Raw genomic sequence first — 21,969 nt, forward strand, 5'->3', positions numbered from 1 at the left:
TTGTTCAATTAAACACGCTCTACTTTGTGACCAATAAGTTTGTAATAGACAAGATACAAAGATGGAATCATCACTAATGTAAACAGACTCGAGAAGGCCAGTCCTGCAATGATGGTAATCGCAAGTGCCTCAAACAATGGATCACCAGACACAGCAACCGGTATCAGTGCGACAATCGACGTGAGTGATGTCAAGATGATTGGTTTAATACGAACATAGCCGGACTCCACAATCGCTTCTATGACGTCCATATCACCTTGTAGACGCCGTGCTTCTACAAAGTCTATTAACACGACTGCGTTCCGCACAACAATTCCGGTCAATGAGACAATCCCCATCACTCCGAGGAAACTGAGTGGGGTCTGCGTGATGAATAATCCAAGAATTGCACCAGAAATACCGAGATACACTGCAAACAACACGAGGAACGGTAAACTGAACGATTTAAATTGGAACGCAATGACTAAGTAAACAAGTAACAATACAACAAGGAATAGAATTCCGATTTCAGCGAAGAATGCCTGCTGGTCTGAATTCTCCCCACCCGTTGAAATTGTATAGCCTTCAGGCAAATCATTCTTTTCAGCCTCAGCAGCATCTAACATGTTTGCTTTGAATTCATCTGCGTCACCATACGCTTTTAACGTAATCGCACGCTCCCCTTTTTCATGCGGAATCTGTGCGAGTAACGATTTTTTTTCTGATGTAAGTAATTCATTTAAAGGAACAAGTTTTGGCGGTCCTTGTATCGATATCGCAGGGACAACTGTCTCTGATAAATCGACTGGCTTGCCTTCCGTTACACCTTGCTGCTTAAGCACGACTTGCGTTGAAATATCGCCTTCATATAATTTAAACAACGGGACTCCTTGAGTTAACAATTGCAACTGATTCGTTACTAGGTTTAAGGAAATCCCATTGTCCTCAAGCGCTTGGCGGTTCGGTGTATACTGAACGGCTGGTACTGGTTCTCCTAGGTTATCCGTTACAATATCCGCACCCTTATCTAACAAACGCATCTTCAAATCATCGCGAATCTCTGCGAGCTGTTGAATATCCTCACCTTTAATCGTAACGGTGACCGGCGCTCCGACAGGAGGTCCTTGGACGATAGTATCCAAGAATATTTCCGCATCACTGTAGCGTTTGCGTAATTCCGGTTCCCATTTGTCGATGAATTCGGAAGCGCTCGTATTGTCGTTGTTCACACGGAATACAGCCTGACCGGTATTCTCGCCTGTATTACTCATCGAAGACGCAAACAAATTCGGTAATCCGCTTCCTGTGAAAATAGCTGTTTCTTTTACGTTTTTATCCTCTTCAGCAACCTCATCAATTATCTGCTGAATCTCGTTATTTGTTTCGTCGATTGTTGTCCCTGCTGCAAGTCTGACATTCATCGTCACTTCTTCTTTGTCAGCAGCTGGGAAGAATTCAAACGGCGTCAAGAGTGCCAGGAATAGAAGTCCGGTTGCAATGACGAGCCCTCCGATTCCGACGAGTAACGGACGTTTCAATACAGTACGCAACACTTTTTCAGAGTAGAATACTGCGATCTTTTCTAACGGTTTCCCTAGGAATCCCGGAGTATTCGATATTTGTTTATTGCGACGCTTCGTTTTGATGAATTGAAGCATTGGAACGAGTGTTACGGATAATATCGTTGAAGCAATAATCGTTGTGATTAAGATACTCGGGAGTGCTTTGATGAATGCACCATTTCCACCTGATAACAGGAGCAATGGGGAAAACGTCACAACAATCGCTAAACTGGAAGAGATGATTGACGTATACACTTCTTTCACACCATTCACAGCGCCATCTAAGGGGGAATCTCCGAGTTTGTAGCGTCGCTGAATGTTATCATTTACAACTATGCTGTCATCGACAAGAATCCCGATTGCGATAATGAGACCGATGACCGAAATCTGATTCAAATCCACACCCATAAATGGAATCGGAATGAGTCCGACGAGTACAGATGCTAATACGGTCAATGCCACTACAAACGAACCGAAAAGTGTCAGTCCGGCAGTAGTTACAACCAACACCGCGATGACTGCAATTAGTAGCGAAATGTATAGATTGTTGAAGATTGAATTGACATTGTCCGCTTGCGACTCGTAGGTGTGAGCCGTGACTTCTTTTGGAAGGTCTTCGATATACTGATCCATCTTCTTTGAAATGGTTTTGTCCATTGATGGGATATCTTTTCCTGGTTGAAGGAAAACAGTATAAGAAATTGCGGATTGACCATCAAACGTAACAATGTCTTTTGCGTCTTTCATCTGTTCGCCAATATCAGCTACTTCCGATAAAGGCACAGCAGCATTTCCAATTTGAAGTTGCTTCAGTTTCTCGATGCCTTCGTCTTGTTTTACTGTCAAGACGATACGTTCTTTGCCGTCATCGTGTGTTCCTAATGATAGGGGCTGATTCGCTTGTTGCAATACACTGAGCACATCAAACGGCTGCAACTGTTTTTCCGCTAACTTTTTAGGATCCAACGTGATCATGATCTGTTTTTCAGCAAATCCTTTAACAGTAGTTCCAGCAACTCCTTCTATTGACTGGATGTCGTCGGATAGTGTTGCAAATGAGTTCTCAAGCTCTGCGAGTTCTTTCGCATCACCCGTAAACATGTAAGAAACGAGTGGGAATGCCAAATCGAGTTTCTTCACTTCAGGCGTCTGCGCATTTTCAGGCAGTTCCCTAGCAGATCGTTGCACTTCTTGCTGCAACTTATTAATGGTCTGTTCAGAGTCGATTCCGTCTTTCAACGAAATTGTAATAATGGATGCGGAATTAGCAGACACAGAGTCCAACGTGTCGATACCGTCCACTTTTTTAACTGCCCGCTCCAGTGGATTGGTTACAGCTCGTTCCACTTCTTCAGGTTCTGCCCCTGGAAGAATAGAAGAAACCATCACAAGATTGACGGGAGTTTCAGGGATTTCACGCTTTGGCAACGTGAGGAACGTGTACACCCCACCTAGCATGAGAATGAAAATAAGGAAAATGAATAGTTTACTCCGTTTCAATAAATAGGCCATGGATGTCATCCTTTCTCTGATGGCTAGCGCTTTCAACACTATGCCACTTCTTTCATTTATCATGCCATAGCAATCTACCAATCACAATTGTGAAAACTCACGAAAAACAGTAGAAATATGTTTGACAATGACTATAGAATCTTGTACATTACATAAGGACGAACAATTATAGCTCGTACCAAACAAATTATTCGCTTTTAGGAGTGTTCAATAATGGATGTAGTATTCGATTATGAAGATATTCAACTAATTCCCGCAAAATGTATCGTCGACAGCCGTTCTGAATGTGATACATCTGTCAAACTAGGAAAGCATACGTTCCGCTTACCTGTTGTTCCTGCAAACATGCAAACAATCATTGATGAAAAGATTGCCATTCAACTCGCTGAAGGCGGTTACTTTTATATTATGCACCGTTTTGACCCTGCTTCGCGTCCGACATTCATCCGTGACATGCATAGCCGTGGACTGATTGCTTCAATTAGCGTAGGCGTTAAAGAAGACGAATATGGATTCGTTGAACAGCTCGCTCAAGATTCATTGATTCCTGATTACATTACAATCGACATTGCACACGGCCATTCAAATGCCGTGATTCGCATGATTCAACATATCAAAAAGCATTTACCTGAGAGTTTTGTTATCGCAGGTAACGTTGGTACACCAGAAGCTGTTCGTGAACTGGAAAACGCTGGCGCTGACGCAACTAAAGTTGGAATCGGGCCAGGTAAAGTATGTATCACGAAAATCAAGACCGGTTTCGGTACAGGTGGCTGGCAGCTCGCAGCACTTCGTTGGTGTGCTAAGGCTGCATCTAAACCGATTATCGCAGATGGTGGAATCCGTACACATGGCGACATCGCGAAGTCTGTCCGTTTCGGTGCTAGCATGGTCATGATTGGCTCTCTATTTGCAGGACACGAAGAATCCCCTGGTCAAACCGTTGAGCGTGACGGTGAACAGTTCAAAGAATACTTCGGCTCAGCTTCAGAGTTCCAAAAGGGCGAGAAGAAAAACGTTGAAGGCAAGAAGATGTACGTTGAGTACAAAGGTCCGCTTCAAGATACATTGACAGAAATGGAACAAGATTTACAGTCATCCATTTCATATTCAGGCGGTAAGAAGTTAGATGCAATCCGTAACGTAGACTACGCAATTGTGAAGAACTCTATCTTTAATGGTGATAAAGTTTATTAATTCATAGTTAGTGTGTTACTCGAAGGTGTATCTACTGGAGTAATTAACAAAACCGGAATCCCATCATAGGGACTCCGGTTTTGTTAGTTATAAGGAAAAGATCGAGATGAACATGATTCCGATAATTAATGAAAATACGATAGCCACGATTAAACCTATGACAATCACAACTAGCAGTACACCAAATCCCCGCCATGCTGAAAATCCATGAACTAAGCCGATTCCTTTGCACGAGATGACTGTACTGTAGATTCCGATTAAAGATGTCAGGAACATAGTTAGGATATATACGCCCATTGGTAGATTTGTAATGGCAAAGCTCTCTGCTGAAGGCGCTTCAAACGCTAACTTCCCGTATGACAAGATGACTAAGTAGTTGATTGGCGCAAGCCAAATCGATGGGATTGTTGCTCCTGGTACTACACGAAGCATTTCAGAAAACGTTCCAGTCCCGCCGAATAACCCTTTTCCGATCCATTGGTAAAGTGCAGCGCTGATCACCCAAGTAAGTAATGTGCCTACGAATGTGATTGCAATGAATAGCAATACAATTATAGGTAATGGGAGTTCAGTAAAAAGTCCTGCACTGCCTGCTTGATACCCACCTGAAGCAAGTGCAGCTATTGCGAACAACAGAATCGCATAGCCCGTTGTCGTTTCATCCTTCAAATATTTCAATGTTGCAGTTGGCTTGCTCCATATCGTGAGCAAAGGTTTTAAATTCATCAATAGTCCTCCTTAGAACTTGTCGCTCCCCTTTACTAGAAAAGATGGTACACTAATTTTTAGGGGGTGGAATTTTTTGAAAAGAAAAATAGCAATTGCACTCAGTACACTCGTTGTCGTTCTACTTGTTGCGCTCGTTTTTGCTGGAAACTACTTTTATGACCAAGGCATTAAGCGTGGTACTGAAGTTCAGCTTCATAGTGAATTAGAAGCAGTCAATGACGCGGCTAGTGATGCCGATCAAGAGCTCTTGAAAGAAGCGAAGATTTGGTATGCTGAGCAGTCCAAAAATACAATAACCATGCAATCTTATGATAACTTAAAACTTAAAGCTCAGTTCATCAAAAACAGTACTTCGGTTGCGCACAAAGCCGTCATCCTAGCTCATGGCTTCCGCAATACGGGCGAAGACATGGGGAAATACGCAAAGTTTTACTATGACCAAGGCTTTGATGTCCTACTTCCAGATGCTCGCGGTCACGGAGACAGTGAAGGCGATTATATCGGCTATGGTTGGCACGAACGTCTCGATTACAAAGATTGGATTAAATACCTCATTCAACAGCATGACGTTGAACAAATCATTTTGCAAGGGAATTCGATGGGTGCCGCAACTGTCTTAATGACAAGTGGTGAAAAGCTACCGAAGCAAGTGAAAGGTATTATTGCAGACAGTTCTTATAGTACCGTAAAAAAAGAGCTGGCACATCAGCTGAAGTCGATTTACGGGTTACCTGCATTCCCTTTGCTTGATGTTACCAGTGTCATTGCAAAGGTACGTGCAGGATACACGCTACAAGAAGCATCTGTAGTAAATCAGGTTCAGAAGAACAAAGTACCTTTACTTCTCATCCATGGGGATGCTGATGACCTGGTTCCTACTGAAATGGCAACGGAATTGTACGAAGCTGCTAGTGGTGACAATGAGTTATGGATTGTTCCTGATGCAGGTCATACGAAAGCATTTGATAATGTGACGGGCGAGTACGAAGAAAAACTGACGAAGTTTCTTAAGAAAGTGCTCGATTGAACCAAAGACGCCTCTTCTAATCTGAAGAGCGTTTTTTGTTTCCTTACATCTCTCCTATACATACGCTTGGCGCAACCAAAGGTTTCGTTGCATCCTGCACGCGGTTTCTATTCTTACATTGAAGGGTACGCTATATCTAATAAATAAATTACATTGTCCATGAAAAAGTGGAAGGGACGGATTCATGTGAAAGTGATTATCACGGGCGATACACATATCCCGGGCAGGGGCCATAGCTTACCAAAGCGTTTACTGGATGAATGTCGACATGCGGATCTCATCATCCATATAGGAGATTGGTGGGGACCTGAAGTGCATGAAACACTCTCTACTTTCGCAGAAGTGATTGGCGTATACGGTAATGTGGACGGCGCGGACATCCGCAAGATCCTACCTGCCCGCCAGATAGTTGAACTCGTAGGACTCCGGATTGGGTTAGTGCACGGTCATGGCGAGAAAAAGACGACAGAACAACGGGCAGTTGAAGAGTTTGAGGAGGAACAGCTTGATGCCATCATTTTTGGGCACTCCCACATCCCCGTCATTAAATATTTTAAAGGGAAACTCCTGATGAATCCAGGTTCACCTACAGACAAACGGAAGATGCCGTTCTATTCGTTCATCGTACTGGAGATTGGCGAAGAGATTCGTCCCGAACTTATCCTTTTCAAAGACACACTTTAATATTATTTTCTGCATGATTCACACCTCTATACATATACTACTGTCGAATTGAACAGGAGGTCTTTTGAATCATGGAAGATTATGCAGCAGATGGTGTGTTGAGCTCGTATAAAGAAGGTATGGGACAGTTCACCGAAAAGTTGCCGGACATTGCTAGTGGATTTCATGCCTTTACGGAAAGTTGCTTTGCCGATGGAGCCCTTGATGGAAAACAAAAGCAACTAATCGCACTGGCTCTTAGTGTTTATGCGGACGATAAAACCTGCATGGCCTTCCACGTAAAAGGTTGTTACGAAGCAGGTTGCACGGAACAAGAAATGCTGGAAGCTTGTAGCGTAGCAGCCGCATTAGGAAGTGGCGCTGTGATGAGTCAAACAGTTACTTGCTTGAGTGGCATGTTGCAACAGTTTAAGGAGTGACAGGTGAATCTACCGGGGCGTAGCCAATTACATTGGTGGCTCGGTAGTTTTTTTGTTCTTCCAGGGAGAGTTATGAGCACTTCGCTAGGATTCGCAGTTGTGCTCCTGTCCCTTGTCTTTCAAAGTATCAGGATTTATCCTCTATAAAAACGATTGACACTTCATTGATCAGCAATCAATCTGACTCGATTTTCAACAATTGCATCCTATCCGTAAACAAACTTCGATAAGATAAGAGGCCGAGGAGCACACTCGTCATCGCTGCAGTCGCAAGCAACAAGAATACAACAAGTAACTGAAATTGAACCGCCTTTATAGGGTCTGCTCCTGCGATGATTTGTCCACTCATCATTCCTGGGAGCTGAACGAGACCTATCGTCTTCTGACTTTCAATCGTTGGAATCATACTCGCCTGGATGGCTTTTAACAACTGACGATTGATGGACTGTTTCGGAGTTCCACCGAGTGATAGAATCAGTTCACTTTCATCCCGATGCGCTTCCACTTCTGCGGTGAATCGATTTAAAAATAAAATCGCAAGAACCATTGAATTTCCGATAACCATCCCACTCAGCGAAATAATGTATTGAGCAGTCGCGGGAACAATATGTAATCCAAGCAACACAGCTTGTGTCAATACTTCAATTGAAATGAACGTGACAAACAACTTCCACGTAATTCCTTTAATCGCTTTTCCTTTATGGCGAGCATTTTGTACTGCGGCAACAATCATCAACAGAACCATTAGCACGATGAAAATAGGGTGTTCGGAATCGAATACAAACTTTAAGGCATACCCTACTGCAATCAGCTGCACGGTGGAACGCAACGTCGCAACAATCGTATCGCGCTCTAATCCTAGATTGAGCGTTTTAGATAATAGCAATGGGATGAATACAAAGATCAGCGTTAAACTCAACGTCATCCAACTCATGACAACACCCCTTTTACAAACCGCTTCACATCTTCATCTTCTGATGCATTCACGTCTTCTTTTTCTCCTGCTACACGAAGTTCTCCATCCACCATCACCCAGAAATAGTCCCCAATCCGGTTGGCTTGGATCAAGTTATGAGTAATCCAGACAATTGTAATCCCCTCTGTTTTGTTTAATTTGACGAGTACGGCTTCAATCTCCTGTAACGATTCTGGATCGAGGGAAGCTGTGATTTCATCTAACAATAAAACATCCGATTTGTTAAGTAACGTACGTGCAATGGAGACTTTTTGTTTTTGGCCACCGGACAGTTCCCTGGCATCTCGCGTTAAGAGCGACGAAGCCAACCCGACTCGTTCCATCGTGGCAACTGCCTGTTCGTCAGATAAAGGTTGACCCGCCAATTGTAAAGGTAAGGCTAGATTGTCTCGCACCGTACCCGAGATCATGGGAGAACTTTGAAGCACAATTCCTACCTTACGTCTAACTGATAGTGGAGAGATTTCCTCAATCCTTTTGTTCTCTATATATATTTCACCTTCAGTTGGACTTACGAGGCCATTACACAATTTCAACAATGTCGTCTTACCGGCTCCCGAAGGTCCAATCAGTGCAGTGATTTTACCAGTTGGAAATTGTCCGCTCACCTCTTTGATTATTTCAATTTGGTCCACACCATAGCTTACCCGTTTAAATTCAATGGAGGGTGATGGCAATGACAGATCCTGTTCTTCTTGATTCATATTCTATAAACTCCTATCGAATTGAACATATTCGTTTGTCTTGTTTTATATTTCTGATCTATTCTATCCATTGGCCTATTGTAATTTCACCATTTCGATCAATAATCAAACAATACCACATCTCAATTACCGAGGAGAACTTACTATGCGAATACCTTTCATTCAAAAGAAAAGACGGGTTACCCCACCGGTTCTTATCGCTAGCAGTTTTTTAGTCACTATTCTCGTCGGTACCTTATTGCTTAAATTACCGTTCGCAACGACTACGCCTATCACTTGGATAGACGCACTTTTTACCGCAACCTCAGCAACAACCGTTACCGGGCTAAGTGTATTCGATATCGCATCTACACTGACACTCTTTGGCGAAATCGTGCTATTAGTCCTCATCCAAATCGGGGGCGTCGGGCTGATGGCTTTCGCTGTTGCGCTGTTACTTATCCTCGGACGTAAAGTCGGGATGAAGAATCGCATATTCCTACAAGAATCGTTCAGTCAACACGCAATAGGTGGAACTGTTAAGTTTTTGAGAAGTATTTTGACGTTCGTATTCCTGACAGAGGGCATTGCATTCATCTTATTATCATGTTTTTGGGTGCCGGAATTCGGTTGGAAACACGGTCTCTATTACAGTGTATTCCATGTTGTTTCTGCCTTTAATAACGCTGGATTTTCTCTATTCGCTGATAACCTAATTGGTTTTGCTGGCAATCTACCCGTAACACTCATTTTATCCTCACTCTTTATCATTGGAGGACTTGGTTTTACGGTTGTAATGGATATCGTGACAAAACGATCTACTAAGCAGTGGTCGCTCCATACAAAAATGATGATTGCCGGTACTTTGACCATTAACCTTCTTGCGACCTTCCTATTGTTTGTTTTGGAGTATCACAATATGAAAACGATCGGTACTATGTCTCTCGGGGACAAAGCGCTGACCTCTTATTTTCAAGCGGTGACACCAAGAACAGCCGGTTTCAACATGGTCGCCATCGGTGATATGGAGGACAGCTCGCTATTACTAACACTATTGCTCATGTTCATCGGAGGAGGGAGTGCTTCCACTGCTTCAGGAATAAAGCTAACGACATTCATCGTCATTGTTGTTGCAACCCTTGCATACTTCAGAGGCATGACAGAACCTCACCTTTTCAAACGAACCATTAAGACCGAAATCATCTTCAGGTCTCTAGCGATTGCGGTAGTTAGCTCTATGCTTGTCTTCACAGCATTCTTCTTATTGACAGTGACAGAGCAGATTCCTTTCCTTCCCTTATTGATAGAGACGGTTTCAGCGTTCGGAACAGTCGGCTTGTCCGTTGGGATCACTGGCGATTTAAGCCCTGCTGGGGAATGGATTCTATGTATCGTGATGTTTTTAGGAAGAATCGGCCCACTCACATTATTTTTCATGTTAATACGACCTAAGAAAGAGTCCTTTAAGTATTCTTATGATAGAGTGCATACAGGATGACAAAGAAAATGCCTCCACCCGCCTGCCGATGCAGATGTGTGGAGGTATTTACGCTATTAAGGATATGATCTGCAAAGGTAACTGCTGGGGAGGATGGATGTCTCCATTTTGAACTTATGAGTAATTTTTGTGTATATGAGGAGATTTTTAGCTTCATGAGCGCTTTCCTGTGTTTATGAGCATCTTCCCAAGTCGATGCTAACTCCTCATCTAATACAGAAGCACGCCCCTACAAATCAGTCAATCTTCAACAAGTCATAAGGCGTGATAATCCCGATCAACTTTTCGTTATGATCTGCATCCTCCGTAATGAGCAACGCTTCTAGACGCGTTCCCTTTGAAATGGCACGTTTGAAAAAGTCCTCTGCTTCGTACACAGATAGATCTCTTCTGACAAATACAAACGATTCTTTACGCTTTTCATAGTTATAGACGTCAGACAATGTCGGTATTTCCCGGGAAATAGAATCTTCTGTCGATTGCCCTGCGAGCCAGTGTGTAATTCCGGCTGCCGTGATGAGGCCTTTAAATCTCCCACTCTCATAGATAGGCAACTGACCATACTTATTCTCCTGCATTAATTGAAGAGCTGCTGTTAAGGGATCTGTGGCTTTTAGTGTGTGCACCTTACAACCAAACAAAGCACCTACATTCATAGGATTACTCACTTTCCGTTCAATCAATTCAATGCGCTCCACTATATCATCGTGTGGTTCAGCTATGACATAGTCGACACCAGTTCTGTGATGGACAATCGCATTTCGCAAATCGCCAAACTCACGTAGGTCGTCTTCGTGATTGCGGACTACGGAGTTCTTGATTTTTGCTTTTTCAATCAGTCGATAAAATGGTAAAAATCCACTCTCTTCCACTTTTTTAGAGAGTGCTTTTTCAATACGATTATACGCGATGATAAATCGATCCGAATTTTTTGCGGACATGTCCCCATCAACTCCTTAGAATAAGTATACCCATTAAATACAATTGAATCGCACAAAAAAACCGTCTCCTTTTCGGGAGACGGTTTCGGTTTGGTTACTTACTCACTTACGCCCATGTCGTATAGACGCAAGTCAGAACCTGGATCCATTGAGTAGTTAACTACACGGTTGTTAGCAGCTGTAAGTGCGTAACGGTAAACAGTTGGTGCAACTGGAACGTCTTCAAACATAAGTTCCTGCCACTGGTTGTAGATATCTTTACGGTATTCTGTATCGAATGCCTTTTCAGATGTACCAGCTTTCAACAACTCGTCGTTCTTTTCGCTTGTGTAGCGAGTATAGTTGAATGATGCTGTACGACCATAAAGTCCAGATGGATCTGGGTCAGATCCAGTTCCCCAAGCACCTTGGTAGATATCGATCTTAGGATCATCATTTTCAACCATGTCGTAGAATGCGTTAAAGTCGTGTAGACGACCGTCAACTAGTTCTACTTTCAAGCCAATGTCAGCCCAGTTTTGCATGTAAGACTTTGCAATTGGCTCAGCTGTTTCTCCACCTGACATTGAAGCGAAGTTAATTACTAACTTCTCGCCATTTTGGTCTTCACGGAATCCATCTCCATCTGTATCTTTGAATCCTGCTTCTTCAAGAAGTTCTTTTGCTTTTTCTGGATCATACGGACGTCCTTCAACGCTCGTATCGTGGAAGCTTTCGAATACTGGAATGATCAATGATGTTGCTGGGAAACGCAGACCGTGGTAAAGTTTTTCACCAATTGTCTTGTTATCCATTGCATACCACATTGCTTGGCGAAGCTCTTTGCTAGCCATTTTGGCTTTTGGATCTGTTACGTTTTCTTTCTTAGTTGCATCCCACTTACCTTGTTTGAAACCGATGTACGTGTATGCATAGTCAACGTCTGCAAGAAGTTCCATACCTTCTACGCCTTTAACTGTTTCGTATTGATCAGCAGGAATACTCGCTAGATCGACATCGCCTTTTTTCATTGATTCTACGATTGTTGCAGTACTAACAACTTTTTGAACGATTGATTTAAGAGCAGGCTTGCCTCTGTAGTAGTCATCATTACGTGCGTAAAGAACTGACTCACCTGGTACGATCTTTTCAATCTTATATGGTCCGAATCCGATTGGGTTAACGCGGATTTTGTCTGAAGACTCAAGGTCTTTGATTGTAACTTCACCAGTCATAAGATCTCCAACATGGTGACGTGGTGTTGCATATGACCAGAATCCAGAAAGGATTGATGGTGTTGCTTCAGTAAATGTGAATTTCATCTCTTGGTCGTTAACGATTTCAATACCAGAGATTTCTTTTGTTTTACCTTCGTGATATTCAGGCATACCTACCACGTTTTCAATCATGAAGTCATAACGGTTACCCGCATAATCCGGGTGTCCAAGAATTTCATAAGAGTAAAGTAGGTCGCTTGTCTTAACTGGCTCACCATCATGCCATTTTACACCATCTTTGATTTTCAAAGTTAGTGTTTTGTTGTCATCAGATAACTCGTATTCTGCAGCACCGTTGTTAGTGATCAAGTAGTCACCATCAGTGTCAAGAAGTGCTTCATCGAAGTATCCAAGGATTTCAGCATCATACGTACCTGAGTAGAAGTTACGGTTCAATGTTCCTTCGAATGGCTCATCAGCAACCATTGCAATTGTCATTTCACCGTCTTCCATTGCTTCTTTATCATTCGATGTTTCTAGTGGGAAATCAAGATCTGCTTTAGCATCTTCTCCACCTTCTTCAGTACCGTTATCTTTTCCATTATCTTTGCCTTTGCCCTTGTCTTTGTTGCCATCTGCACTATCGCCGCCATTACAAGCAGCAAGGAATACACTTAGTACGAGCATTAGACTTGCCAGCAACATTAAACTTCTTTTCTTCAATTGTCTTACCTCCCCTTTTTTTTAAGCCAATCTTTGTCTTGCATCCGACGCGCGTTTGATCGCTTGTCCGATGTAATTTATACACAGCATCATTACTAAGATCAGCAATGCTGCAGGTAACCAAACCCACCATTTGTTTTGAACGATATCCGGATTCGTCGCAAAAGAAATTAATGTCCCTAGTGACGGGGTACTTGCCGGAAGTCCAAAACCTAGGAATGTCAAACTGGTCTCAAGACCGATGTTCCCTGCAAGTGTCAATGTCATATTTACAATGACGAGTGAACTCAAATTCGGGAACATTTCAAAGAACATAATTTTCCAACTTGGTGTACCGAGCGTTTTGGATGCATTGATATAATCCAATTCTCGTTCGGCGAGACCTTTGGATCGAATGAGCCTGGCTTTTCCAAACCAGGCGAACGCACTCATCATTAAGACGAACGTGAACACCGAATAGTCCGGGACAATTACGATGAATACGATAATGAACATCGTACTCGGTAATACAAGCAGAAAGTCTATAATTCTCATAATAACGTTATCAACCAAACCACCGAAGAATCCGGCGATCAGACCAATCGTTAGTCCGAACAAGCCGGCAATAACGGTCACGCTAAGCCCAATAGTGAATGAGTTTCTAGTACCAATTAGAAGTTGGCCTAAAACGTCTCGCCCTCCATCATCCGTTCCTAATAGATGAGTTTCAGATGGACGTTCCCAAGTTTCTAAGAAATTCACACGTTGAAGTTGCTCCTGATCGATAAACAACGGTGAAGAGTATGCTGTGATAATGATGCCCAATAGCAACACTAACGAAACCAACGCCATTTTATCGTGTCTGATTTCACGCCATACTGTTTTTGCAAATGACGGGTTATTTGCTTTTTCTTTAGCTATCAATTCTTTTTGGTTAACTGTAACCATCTTCTATTCCCTCCTCATCTGCTTTTCTTATTCAATTCGGATACGCGGATCGATTGCGCTCAATATAATATCAGAGAGCATAGTTCCGACTATAACAGCTGTTCCTGAAATCATGACAATGGCTGTTACGACGGTGAAATCGCGTCCTGTAATCGATTGAATGAAGAGCTGACCGAGGCCTGGATAGCTAAAGATTACTTCCAGGAAAATTGAACCACCAATCAATCCTGTGATTTCATATCCAAGGAATGCTGCAATCGGCAACAATGAGTTACGTAAAATGTGTCTCGTATAGACTTTACCTTCAGGTACCCCTTTCGAACGGGCCGTTTTAACAAAGTCTTTTAATTTTGTATCGATAATATCATTTCGTAGATATTGAATTGTTCCGAAAGTCGCAAGTAGAGCTCCAGACATTCCAGGAAGTACTAAGTGCTCTAGTTTACTCATGTAAAACGCCCATGTTCCAGATTCTATTCGTATATCGACACTGCCTCCTGTAGGGAACCAGCCAAGTATAAAACTGAATAGGAACAACATGAGTAAGGCGAAAACGAATAAAGGCGTTGCGAACGAAAAGTAGTTATAGGTGACAATCAGTTTGTCCGCCCAGGAATCCGTCCACCTGCCCGCGATTATTCCAAGCGGAATCGCAATTGCATACGAAACGATAAGTACGAATAAAGATAACAGCACTGTGTTAGCAACTCGTCCTGCGAGAAGGGACGTAACTGGTTGCTTATGTGTATATGAACTACCCAAGTCTCCATGAACTGCTTTTCCAACCCAAGCTCCATACTGCACATACCAAGGGTCATTAAGACCATATTGTTCACGGATCTTTTCCACTTGCTCAGGTGTTACGTTCGGATTTCCCATGAATGCACCTGTTACTGCATCACCTGGCATTTGTTTCGCTAAGACGAAGATAATTAGACTTAGCAAAAACAGTTGAGGAATCATGACAAGCATACGTCGGATGATAAATTTAACCATTGCTTACAGCACCCCCTGGTTCACAGCTACTGAGTGCGTTGAAGTAAGCGGTTTCAAGTCGAACATCCGACCGTCTTTATCAAAGTAGCTATCATACTCTGTTCGATAAGCGACATTGATTCGTTCACGCAACTCCATCTTCTCGAAACGTTTTGCTGGGTCCATTTCAGGAATCGCGGCAATTAATCGCTTCGTATAGAGATGCTGAGGATTTGTGTATACATCGTTAGCCGTACCTTCTTCTACAAAACGGCCCTTATACATAATCCCGATTCTGTCACAGATATGTTTAATAACTCCAAGATCGTGGGATATGAATAAGTAAGTTAATCCGAAATCTTTTTGAATTTCCTGCATGAAGTTCAACACTTGTGCCTGTACGGAAACATCTAATGCAGATACTGGTTCATCCGCAATAATCAGTTTCGGATTAAGCATAAGAGCTCGAGCAATCCCAATTCTTTGTCTTTGACCACCGGAAAACTGGTGCGGGTACTTGTAAATAGATTCTGGACTTAAGCCAACACGTTCAATCATATTCTGAACGCGTGTTAGTTCTTCCTTAGGAGAGAGCCGCTCAAAATTGCGCAGTGGTTCTGCAATAATATTCAAGACGTTCTTTCTTCCGTTCAAAGAAGAATAAGGATCTTGGAAAATCATTTGGATATCACGGATATGTTTTTTTCGGTCAAATCCACTCATGTTAGCGAGGTTATCTCCATTGAATTGGATTTCTCCTCCAGTTGCTTTGTTGAGTCCGATAATTGCTCGTCCTGTTGTGGTCTTACCACAACCCGATTCACCTACAAGACCGTAAGTCTCACCTGGCTCGAGTTCAAAACTCACTCCATCGACAGCACGTACTTGGTCGACCACTCTACGGAAGAAACCTCCCCGGATTGGAAAGTGAACTTGTAGATCTTTTACATTAAGTAGTGACATAGTTTTTATCCTCCACTCGTTCTTCCGGGAAGTGGAAGTCTTTGTAGCACGTACAGCGTACAAAATGACCAGGATCCACTTCATGTAGCGTTGGATTACTTTCGTGTGCTTCCTCAGAAATCCAAGGAATTCGAGGAGCAAAACGGCATCCTTCCCGATCTAGTTTTTGAATCGACGGTACAATACCTTCAATGACATGTAGTTCTTCTTTATCTGTCATATTGGAAGGGATTGAACTTAATAGCGAGCGTGTGTAGGGATGTAATGGATTCGCAAATAATGTATTGACGTCTGCGATCTCTACGAATTCTCCCGCGTACATAACCGCCACTCGGTCCGCCATCTCTGCAACTACACCTAAATCATGAGTGATGAGAATGATGCCCGAATCCGTGATTCGCTGTAGGTCTTTCATCAAGTCCATGATTTGGGCTTGAATCGTTACGTCCAGTGCAGTTGTTGGTTCATCTGCAATCAACATGACGGGGTTACACGCAAGTGCGATTGCAATGACCACACGTTGCCTCATACCACCAGAGAGTTCGTGAGGGTATTGCTTATAGATGCGGTTCACATCTTTAATGCCGACTTGTTCAAGCAACTCTAAGACCCGCTTCTTTTTTGCCGCTTTAGAGAGTTTCATATGGTAGTCCATCGGTTCTTCGATTTGTCGACCGATTGTAGCAAGTGGGTTCAGAGCTGTCATTGGATCTTGGAAGATCATGCCCAAGTCTTTCCCCCTAATTTTATTCAACTTTTCAACAGGTAAGCTTAATAGATTCTTCCCTTTCAAATTCACTTGACCTTCCAGTTTTGTCGTCTTCGCATTATGAAGACCTATAATGGATAGTGCGAGTGCACTTTTTCCACATCCAGATTCACCGACAATCGCCACGACTTCATTTTTATGAACAGTTAATGACACACCGTCCACAGCTGCGTAATAATTCCCCTTAATGTTGAATGACGTTCGTAGATTCTCAATTTCCAAAACTGTCTCAGCCAACGTAGTTCCTCCTTGCCTTTGGTTATATGTACAAAAAAAGGTTGATGTAATTTTCAGACTTTATAATCTTTTTTCAACTATACTACACAATTTTTATGTTGGCAATACTATTTTTCCAGAATACCAAATACATAGATTATTTCAATCATGACAAAACGATGACAAACTCTGTAACAAAGGGAGATTAAAGCCACTTTCTTCATTTCATATTTTACGTATGTTTTTTTGAGTAAGCGGCAATCCGCTTGTATCGCTATTTCGTTTACTGCATTCCCATTCAACAGCTCTAGCGTTAATTAGGAAGTAGTCTCATTACTTTAGAATCATTTCCCTTATAAACCTTTGCATAACAAATTTTTAGTAGCTTATTATGCGACATTTCGCGACACGAAAATACACTTCACTATAATAACTTGCTACGTTTTTAGTCAGATAGCGTCTCAATACAAATCTTAACGCCCTTTACTAAATCATCTAGTGCCCACCCTGGAATTTTGCCATGCTGAATCGCTAACTCGTACGACGCCGGAATATGCAAAAATCCTGATGGCATTTCCGATTTGTGTTGAGCCGCCCAATGAAGTCCTGCATACATCACGTTATTACACAAATACGTTCCGGCAGAGTTTGAAATGTCTGCTGGCAAGCCTGCATCAGACAAACGGTTTACCATCTCACGTATGGGTAGACTTGAAAAGTAGGCGGGCGGTCCTTCTAATTCAATGATTTCATCTATAGGCCGATGACCTTCATTATCAGGTTCTCCATCTTTCACATTTAGCGCAACCCGTTCAGGCGTCATTTTATAACGTCCTCCAGCAAGTCCTAATGATAGGACGGCATCCGGCTTTTCCTCATGTATGTGATCGAGCAACTCATCCCCCGATGCATTGAAATTCACGGATAGGATCTTTCCGTAGATTACATAATCACCGATGGTCTTCCCATCTAGTTGTTCAACAACTTGCATCGTTGGATTTACTGGAAACGAAAGAAAAGGTTCAAACCCTGTTAGCAGTAATTTCTTCATGATAAAACACTCCTTTATACATGGATCTGCATCTTAGCTCCATTAACTTCTTCCATTATTACTTCATCATGCAAGTGACATGCTACAAAGTGACCTTCGTCTTTTTCAAGCCACCTAGGTTTCTGTGTCGCACATACATCCATTGCAACTGGGCATCTTGTTCGGAATACACAACCTGAAGGCGGGTCAATCGGACTTGGCAACTCCCCCTCCAAAAGAATCCGTTCTCTAGATTCTTCAATATCAGGATCAGGAATCGGAATTGCCGAGAGCAACGCTTCTGTATAAGGATGTAGGGGCTTGCTATAAAGCTGATCACTCGTTGTCAGCTCTACTAAATGTCCTAAGTACATAACGCCTATTCGATCTGAGAGATATTTCACCATGGATAGGTCATGTGCGATGAAGAGATACGTCAACCCTTTTTCCCGTTGCAATCGCTGAAACAACATGACCACTTGCGCTTGGACTGATACGTCCAATGCACTAATCGGTTCATCTGCAATAATGAACTCGGGGTCTAGCGCTAGCGCACGTGCAATGCCAATACGCTGTCGCTGTCCACCTGAAAACTCGTGAGGATAACGATTCGCATGGTCTCGATTTAATCCGACATCCTCTAGAAGTTCGTTCACTCGTGCCCGCAATTCCTTTTTAGATCTGTACATTTTATGGATTTGCATTGGTTCTGCAATGATTTCATATACTGTAGAGCGCGGATTCAGAGATGCATAAGGGTCTTGGAAAACCATTTGCATCTTTTTCAAAAATTGTTGGCGCTCTTTATCGTTCATCTCATGAACATTTTGTCCTTCAAATACAACTTCACCGTCCGTCTTATTGTAAAGTCCTAAGATGGTTCGCCCAGCTGTAGACTTCCCACAACCTGACTCGCCTACGAGACCGAATGTCTCTCCTTTATAAATATCAAAACTTAGGCCATCTACTGCCTTTAACGTCTTTCCTTTACCTACATCAAAATGTCTTTTCAGATTCTTCACAGATAATAATATGGATTGGGAATCGGTCATCACTGTTTCTCCTCGCTTCCAGATGTTCTATGTTGAGTGAGCCATGAGTTGTCAATCTGTACACCGAGCCCTGCTTCATCAGGTAGCTCAATGGTTTGTTGGAAATAGGTAACGCCTCCAAGTACAGGGTCGCCAGTCAGCATTAGGGGGGCATCAAAATCGCACCGTGTAATGTTCGGTTGACTTGCAGCAAAATGCGCCGCTGCCGTTATTCCAAGCTTTGTTTCAATCATACTGCCCGTCATACATTGAACTCCGTAACTTTCAGCGAGTGCGTTAATTTTCAATGCTTCATGGATACCACCTGACTTCATCAGCTTAATATTGATCAAGTCTGCAGCTCCACACTGCAAGACACGCAATGCATCTCTCGGTGAGAACACACTTTCGTCCGCCATGATTGGCGTCAATGTATTTTGGGTAACAAACAACAATCCATCTATATCTTCCGCATGGACGGGCTGTTCAACGAGTTCAATCGCAAGCCCTGCATCTTCCATTGCAGCAATTGTTCGTATCGCCTCTTTAGGCTGCCAACCTTGGTTCGCATCCAGTCGAATCTTTACGGTGGTTCCGACCTTTTTCCGTATCGCTCTGACACGTTCAATATCGAGCCCGGCAGATCCGGTCCCCACTTTCACTTTCAACGTAGTGAATCCATCTTCTACATACCTACGCGCATCCTCTGCCATTTCTGTTGGATCATTGACACTCACTGTAAAGTTCGAATCGAGCTTACTCTTATGTCCTCCAAGAAGTTGATAAAGAGGAAGTCCTGCAAGTTGTCCAAGCAAGTCGTGAATCGCCATATCGACGGCTGCTTTAGCACTGCTATTCCGTATAATCGTGTTTTGTAAAACCTTGAACAATTCCGTCCGGTTCCGTATATCCATTCCGACTAACTTGGGAGCTAGTACCTCTTCGATTGCATATGCAATACTCGCCATGGAGTCGCCCGTAATTACATGAGTCGGTGGAGCTTCTCCCCAGCCCGATTTCCCATTATCTGTTGTGACTTTCACATACGTCGAGTATGCGGTATGAACAGTACGCAATGCTGTCTTGAATGGTTTTCGTAACGGAACAGCAACTGTATATAGTTGAATGGATTGAATCTTCATGTCACCACTCTCCTTTCTCCCTTTAAAACGATAAAAACTGTGTGCGTCGAACATTCGGCGCACACAGTCCTCCTATTTATTCTTTGTCAGCATACTTCAGATCGAGATAGCCGACTGGGTGACGGAGAATCCCTGTTACGCCAGGTTTTTCTAATGTTGACTGGTTGTAATAGTAAAGTGGAATTACAGGCATTTCGTCCATGAGCATCATGTCTGCCTGTTGCAACAATGTCCAACGAGTATTCTCGTCTGTTTCGTTCTTGATTGCTTCGATTAGCTTATCGTAATCCGGATTTGACCATGTTGTACGGTTCATGGACGAATCAGAAATGAAACTTTCGAGCGCATTAACAGGGTCTGCATAATCATGTAGGAACGACGAGCGAGAGAACTGGTACTTGAATTCTTTCTGATCTGCGAGGAATACTCCTGCTTCTACGTTCTGCAATTCGATATCTACGCCTAGGTTCTCTTTAAACATTGATTGCAATGCAACTGCGATTTTTTGGTGTGAATCGCTTGTTGAATACGTCAATGTCACTTTCGGAAGTTCTGTATAACCTTCTTCCTTCATTCCTTCTTCGAGTAACTTTTTCGCTTCTTCAGGATTAAATGTAACTAGATCTCCTGCAGACTCACGGAACTCTTTTCCATCCGGTCCAATGAATCCGTAAGAAACGAATCCATGTGCAGGCTTTTCACCGTTTTTCGTTACAAATTCTACAATGTCTTCCTGATTGATGGCTTCACCGAACGCTCTACGAATTTTAGTGTTTGTGAATGGCTCCATAGATGTGTTGAAACGGAAGAAATAAAGTCCTGCTTGGTCTTCTAATTTAACTTCCGGATTGTCTTTCAAGTCTTCTGCAATTTCAGATGGTACATCCGTGCTATCCAACTCATCAGACTGGTACATTTGGTAAGCTGTTGTAGACTCACTTACCATTTCCCAATTAACTTTATCGAGCTTAACTTTGTCTGCATCCCAATAATTTTCATTCTTTTCAAAGACAAACTTTACATCGTGATCCCAAGAAGCTAACTTAAATGGACCGTTGGAAACAAATGAATCTGCTTCTGTGAACCACTTTGGATTATCTGTAGCTACTTTTTCATTAATAGGGAAAAAGCTAGGGTTTGTAATGATATTCAAGAATGCTTCGTTTGGAGCAGTTAGTTTCACGACGAATGTTTTTTCGTCTTTCGCTTCCATTCCAATGTCTACAACAGTACCTTCGCCATTGTTGTAGTCTTCTGCACCTTCAATGAAGTAGGCTAGGAATGCTGCAGGAGATGCTGTTTCAGGATCTAGCATGTGCTGCCAAGCGAACAGGAAGTCGTTTGCTGTAAGTGGATCTCCGTTCGACCATTTTGCCCCGTCGCGGATTGTGAATGTATACGTAAGTCCATCTTCCGATACATCAATCTTTTCTGCAGAAGCTTCTTCTGCTAAGTGATCCTCGGACAAACGCGTAAGCCCTTCCATCAAGTTATTAAGAGCACTCCATGACACTGCGTTAAAACCAACGGATGGGTCAAATGATGTAGGTTCTTCACCATTGTTCAAGTAAAGGACTTTTTCTGCAGCTGGTTTTTTATCGTCCTTGTCTTTTCCTCCAGTTTCGCCATCAGTCTTTTTACCAGCGTCTTCGTTTGCGGTACATGCTGCGAGTACTACGACTAGTGCGGTAAACAATAGAAACTTGATCCACTTTATCAATGTACTTCCCCCTTTTTATGATGAATCGTTTGATGCTTTGTACATAAAGTTAGGTGAACGAAGATGAATT

Annotated in this window: 19 protein-coding genes; 5 read left to right on the forward strand and 14 right to left on the reverse strand. The window is 42.7% G+C overall.

Annotation, left to right across the window (positions count from 1 at the left end; translation table 11 throughout):
- Positions 1-8 precede the first annotated feature (8 nt).
- Entirely contained in the window at positions 9-3,053 is a 3,045-nt protein-coding gene (locus tag ACRPI0_RS14825; protein WP_432353520.1) for an efflux RND transporter permease subunit, read from the reverse strand.
- Positions 3,054-3,266: 213 nt separating this feature from the next.
- Here ACRPI0_RS14825 and guaC point away from each other — a divergent pair, with 213 nt between their 5' ends.
- The gene (guaC, locus tag ACRPI0_RS14830; RefSeq protein WP_432353521.1) at positions 3,267-4,250 is read left to right on the forward strand and encodes a GMP reductase; all 984 of its coding nucleotides are present in this window, start codon (positions 3,267-3,269) and stop codon (positions 4,248-4,250) included.
- Between the two features lie 87 nt (positions 4,251-4,337).
- Here guaC and ACRPI0_RS14835 read toward each other — a convergent pair whose 3' ends face one another.
- A complete protein-coding gene (locus ACRPI0_RS14835) occupies positions 4,338-4,976 on the reverse strand; it encodes a YIP1 family protein (RefSeq protein WP_432353522.1) in 639 nt (212 codons plus the stop codon).
- 76 nt (positions 4,977-5,052) lie between these two features.
- Between ACRPI0_RS14835 and ACRPI0_RS14840 the strand changes: the two genes are divergently transcribed.
- From ACRPI0_RS14840 to ACRPI0_RS14850, 3 genes are all read left to right on the forward strand, one after another.
- Positions 5,053-6,006 carry an alpha/beta hydrolase gene (locus tag ACRPI0_RS14840; RefSeq protein ID WP_432353523.1) on the forward strand — a complete coding sequence of 318 codons (954 nt, stop codon included), beginning with the start codon at positions 5,053-5,055 and terminating at the stop codon, positions 6,004-6,006.
- Positions 6,007-6,165: 159 nt separating this feature from the next.
- On the forward strand, positions 6,166-6,690 hold the full coding sequence (locus ACRPI0_RS14845) for a metallophosphoesterase family protein (RefSeq protein WP_432353524.1): 525 nt from the start codon (positions 6,166-6,168) through the stop codon (positions 6,688-6,690).
- Between the two features lie 71 nt (positions 6,691-6,761).
- Positions 6,762-7,109 (forward strand): carboxymuconolactone decarboxylase family protein, encoded by a 348-nt coding sequence (locus ACRPI0_RS14850; RefSeq protein ID WP_432353525.1) that lies wholly within the window; start codon positions 6,762-6,764, stop codon positions 7,107-7,109.
- Positions 7,110-7,284: 175 nt separating this feature from the next.
- On the opposite strand, the gene ACRPI0_RS14855 is transcribed toward ACRPI0_RS14850, so the two are convergent.
- Entirely contained in the window at positions 7,285-8,043 is a 759-nt protein-coding gene (locus tag ACRPI0_RS14855) for an ABC transporter permease (RefSeq protein WP_432353526.1), read from the reverse strand.
- A complete protein-coding gene (locus ACRPI0_RS14860; protein WP_432353528.1) occupies positions 8,040-8,789 on the reverse strand; it encodes an ABC transporter ATP-binding protein in 750 nt (249 codons plus the stop codon). Before ACRPI0_RS14860 ends, ACRPI0_RS14855 begins: the two co-directional genes overlap by 4 nt.
- A 145-nt stretch (positions 8,790-8,934) precedes the next feature.
- Between ACRPI0_RS14860 and ACRPI0_RS14865 the strand changes: the two genes are divergently transcribed.
- Positions 8,935-10,266: a TrkH family potassium uptake protein gene (locus tag ACRPI0_RS14865; protein ID WP_432353529.1), complete on the forward strand. Its 1,332-nt coding sequence runs from the start codon at positions 8,935-8,937 to the stop codon at positions 10,264-10,266.
- 236 nt (positions 10,267-10,502) lie between these two features.
- Here the strand turns inward: ACRPI0_RS14865 and ACRPI0_RS14870 are convergent, their stop codons facing one another.
- From ACRPI0_RS14870 to ACRPI0_RS14915, 10 genes are all read right to left on the reverse strand, one after another.
- Positions 10,503-11,207: a CBS domain-containing protein gene (locus tag ACRPI0_RS14870; protein WP_432353530.1), complete on the reverse strand. Its 705-nt coding sequence runs from the start codon at positions 11,205-11,207 to the stop codon at positions 10,503-10,505.
- A gap of 98 nt (positions 11,208-11,305) precedes the next feature.
- A complete protein-coding gene (opp4A, locus tag ACRPI0_RS14875) occupies positions 11,306-13,126 on the reverse strand; it encodes an oligopeptide ABC transporter substrate-binding protein (protein WP_432353531.1) in 1,821 nt (606 codons plus the stop codon).
- Between the two features lie 21 nt (positions 13,127-13,147).
- The gene (locus ACRPI0_RS14880) at positions 13,148-14,053 is read right to left on the reverse strand and encodes an ABC transporter permease (RefSeq protein WP_432353532.1); all 906 of its coding nucleotides are present in this window, start codon (positions 14,051-14,053) and stop codon (positions 13,148-13,150) included.
- Between the two features lie 27 nt (positions 14,054-14,080).
- Entirely contained in the window at positions 14,081-15,049 is a 969-nt protein-coding gene (opp4B, locus tag ACRPI0_RS14885; protein WP_432353533.1) for an oligopeptide ABC transporter permease, read from the reverse strand.
- A gap of 3 nt (positions 15,050-15,052) precedes the next feature.
- The gene (locus ACRPI0_RS14890) at positions 15,053-15,991 is read right to left on the reverse strand and encodes an ABC transporter ATP-binding protein (protein ID WP_432353534.1); all 939 of its coding nucleotides are present in this window, start codon (positions 15,989-15,991) and stop codon (positions 15,053-15,055) included.
- Complete coding sequence (locus ACRPI0_RS14895; RefSeq protein WP_432353536.1) at positions 15,978-16,997, reverse strand: ABC transporter ATP-binding protein; 1,020 nt, start codon at positions 16,995-16,997, stop codon at positions 15,978-15,980. The genes ACRPI0_RS14890 and ACRPI0_RS14895 overlap by 14 nt, the downstream gene beginning before the upstream one ends.
- Positions 16,998-17,421: 424 nt before the next feature.
- Positions 17,422-18,027, reverse strand: a complete 606-nt coding sequence (gene pcp / locus ACRPI0_RS14900) for a pyroglutamyl-peptidase I (protein ID WP_432353538.1) — start codon at positions 18,025-18,027, stop codon at positions 17,422-17,424.
- A gap of 14 nt (positions 18,028-18,041) precedes the next feature.
- A complete protein-coding gene (locus ACRPI0_RS14905; RefSeq protein ID WP_432353539.1) occupies positions 18,042-19,058 on the reverse strand; it encodes an ABC transporter ATP-binding protein in 1,017 nt (338 codons plus the stop codon).
- A complete protein-coding gene (locus ACRPI0_RS14910; protein WP_432353540.1) occupies positions 19,058-20,179 on the reverse strand; it encodes a mandelate racemase/muconate lactonizing enzyme family protein in 1,122 nt (373 codons plus the stop codon). Before ACRPI0_RS14910 ends, ACRPI0_RS14905 begins: the two co-directional genes overlap by 1 nt.
- 76 nt (positions 20,180-20,255) lie before the next feature.
- Positions 20,256-21,899, reverse strand: a complete 1,644-nt coding sequence (locus ACRPI0_RS14915) for a peptide ABC transporter substrate-binding protein (RefSeq protein ID WP_432353541.1) — start codon at positions 21,897-21,899, stop codon at positions 20,256-20,258.
- Positions 21,900-21,969 lie beyond the last annotated feature (70 nt).

This window comes from Sporosarcina sp. A2 (assembly GCF_050858885.1).
GTDB lineage: Bacteria > Bacillota > Bacilli > Bacillales_A > Planococcaceae > Sporosarcina.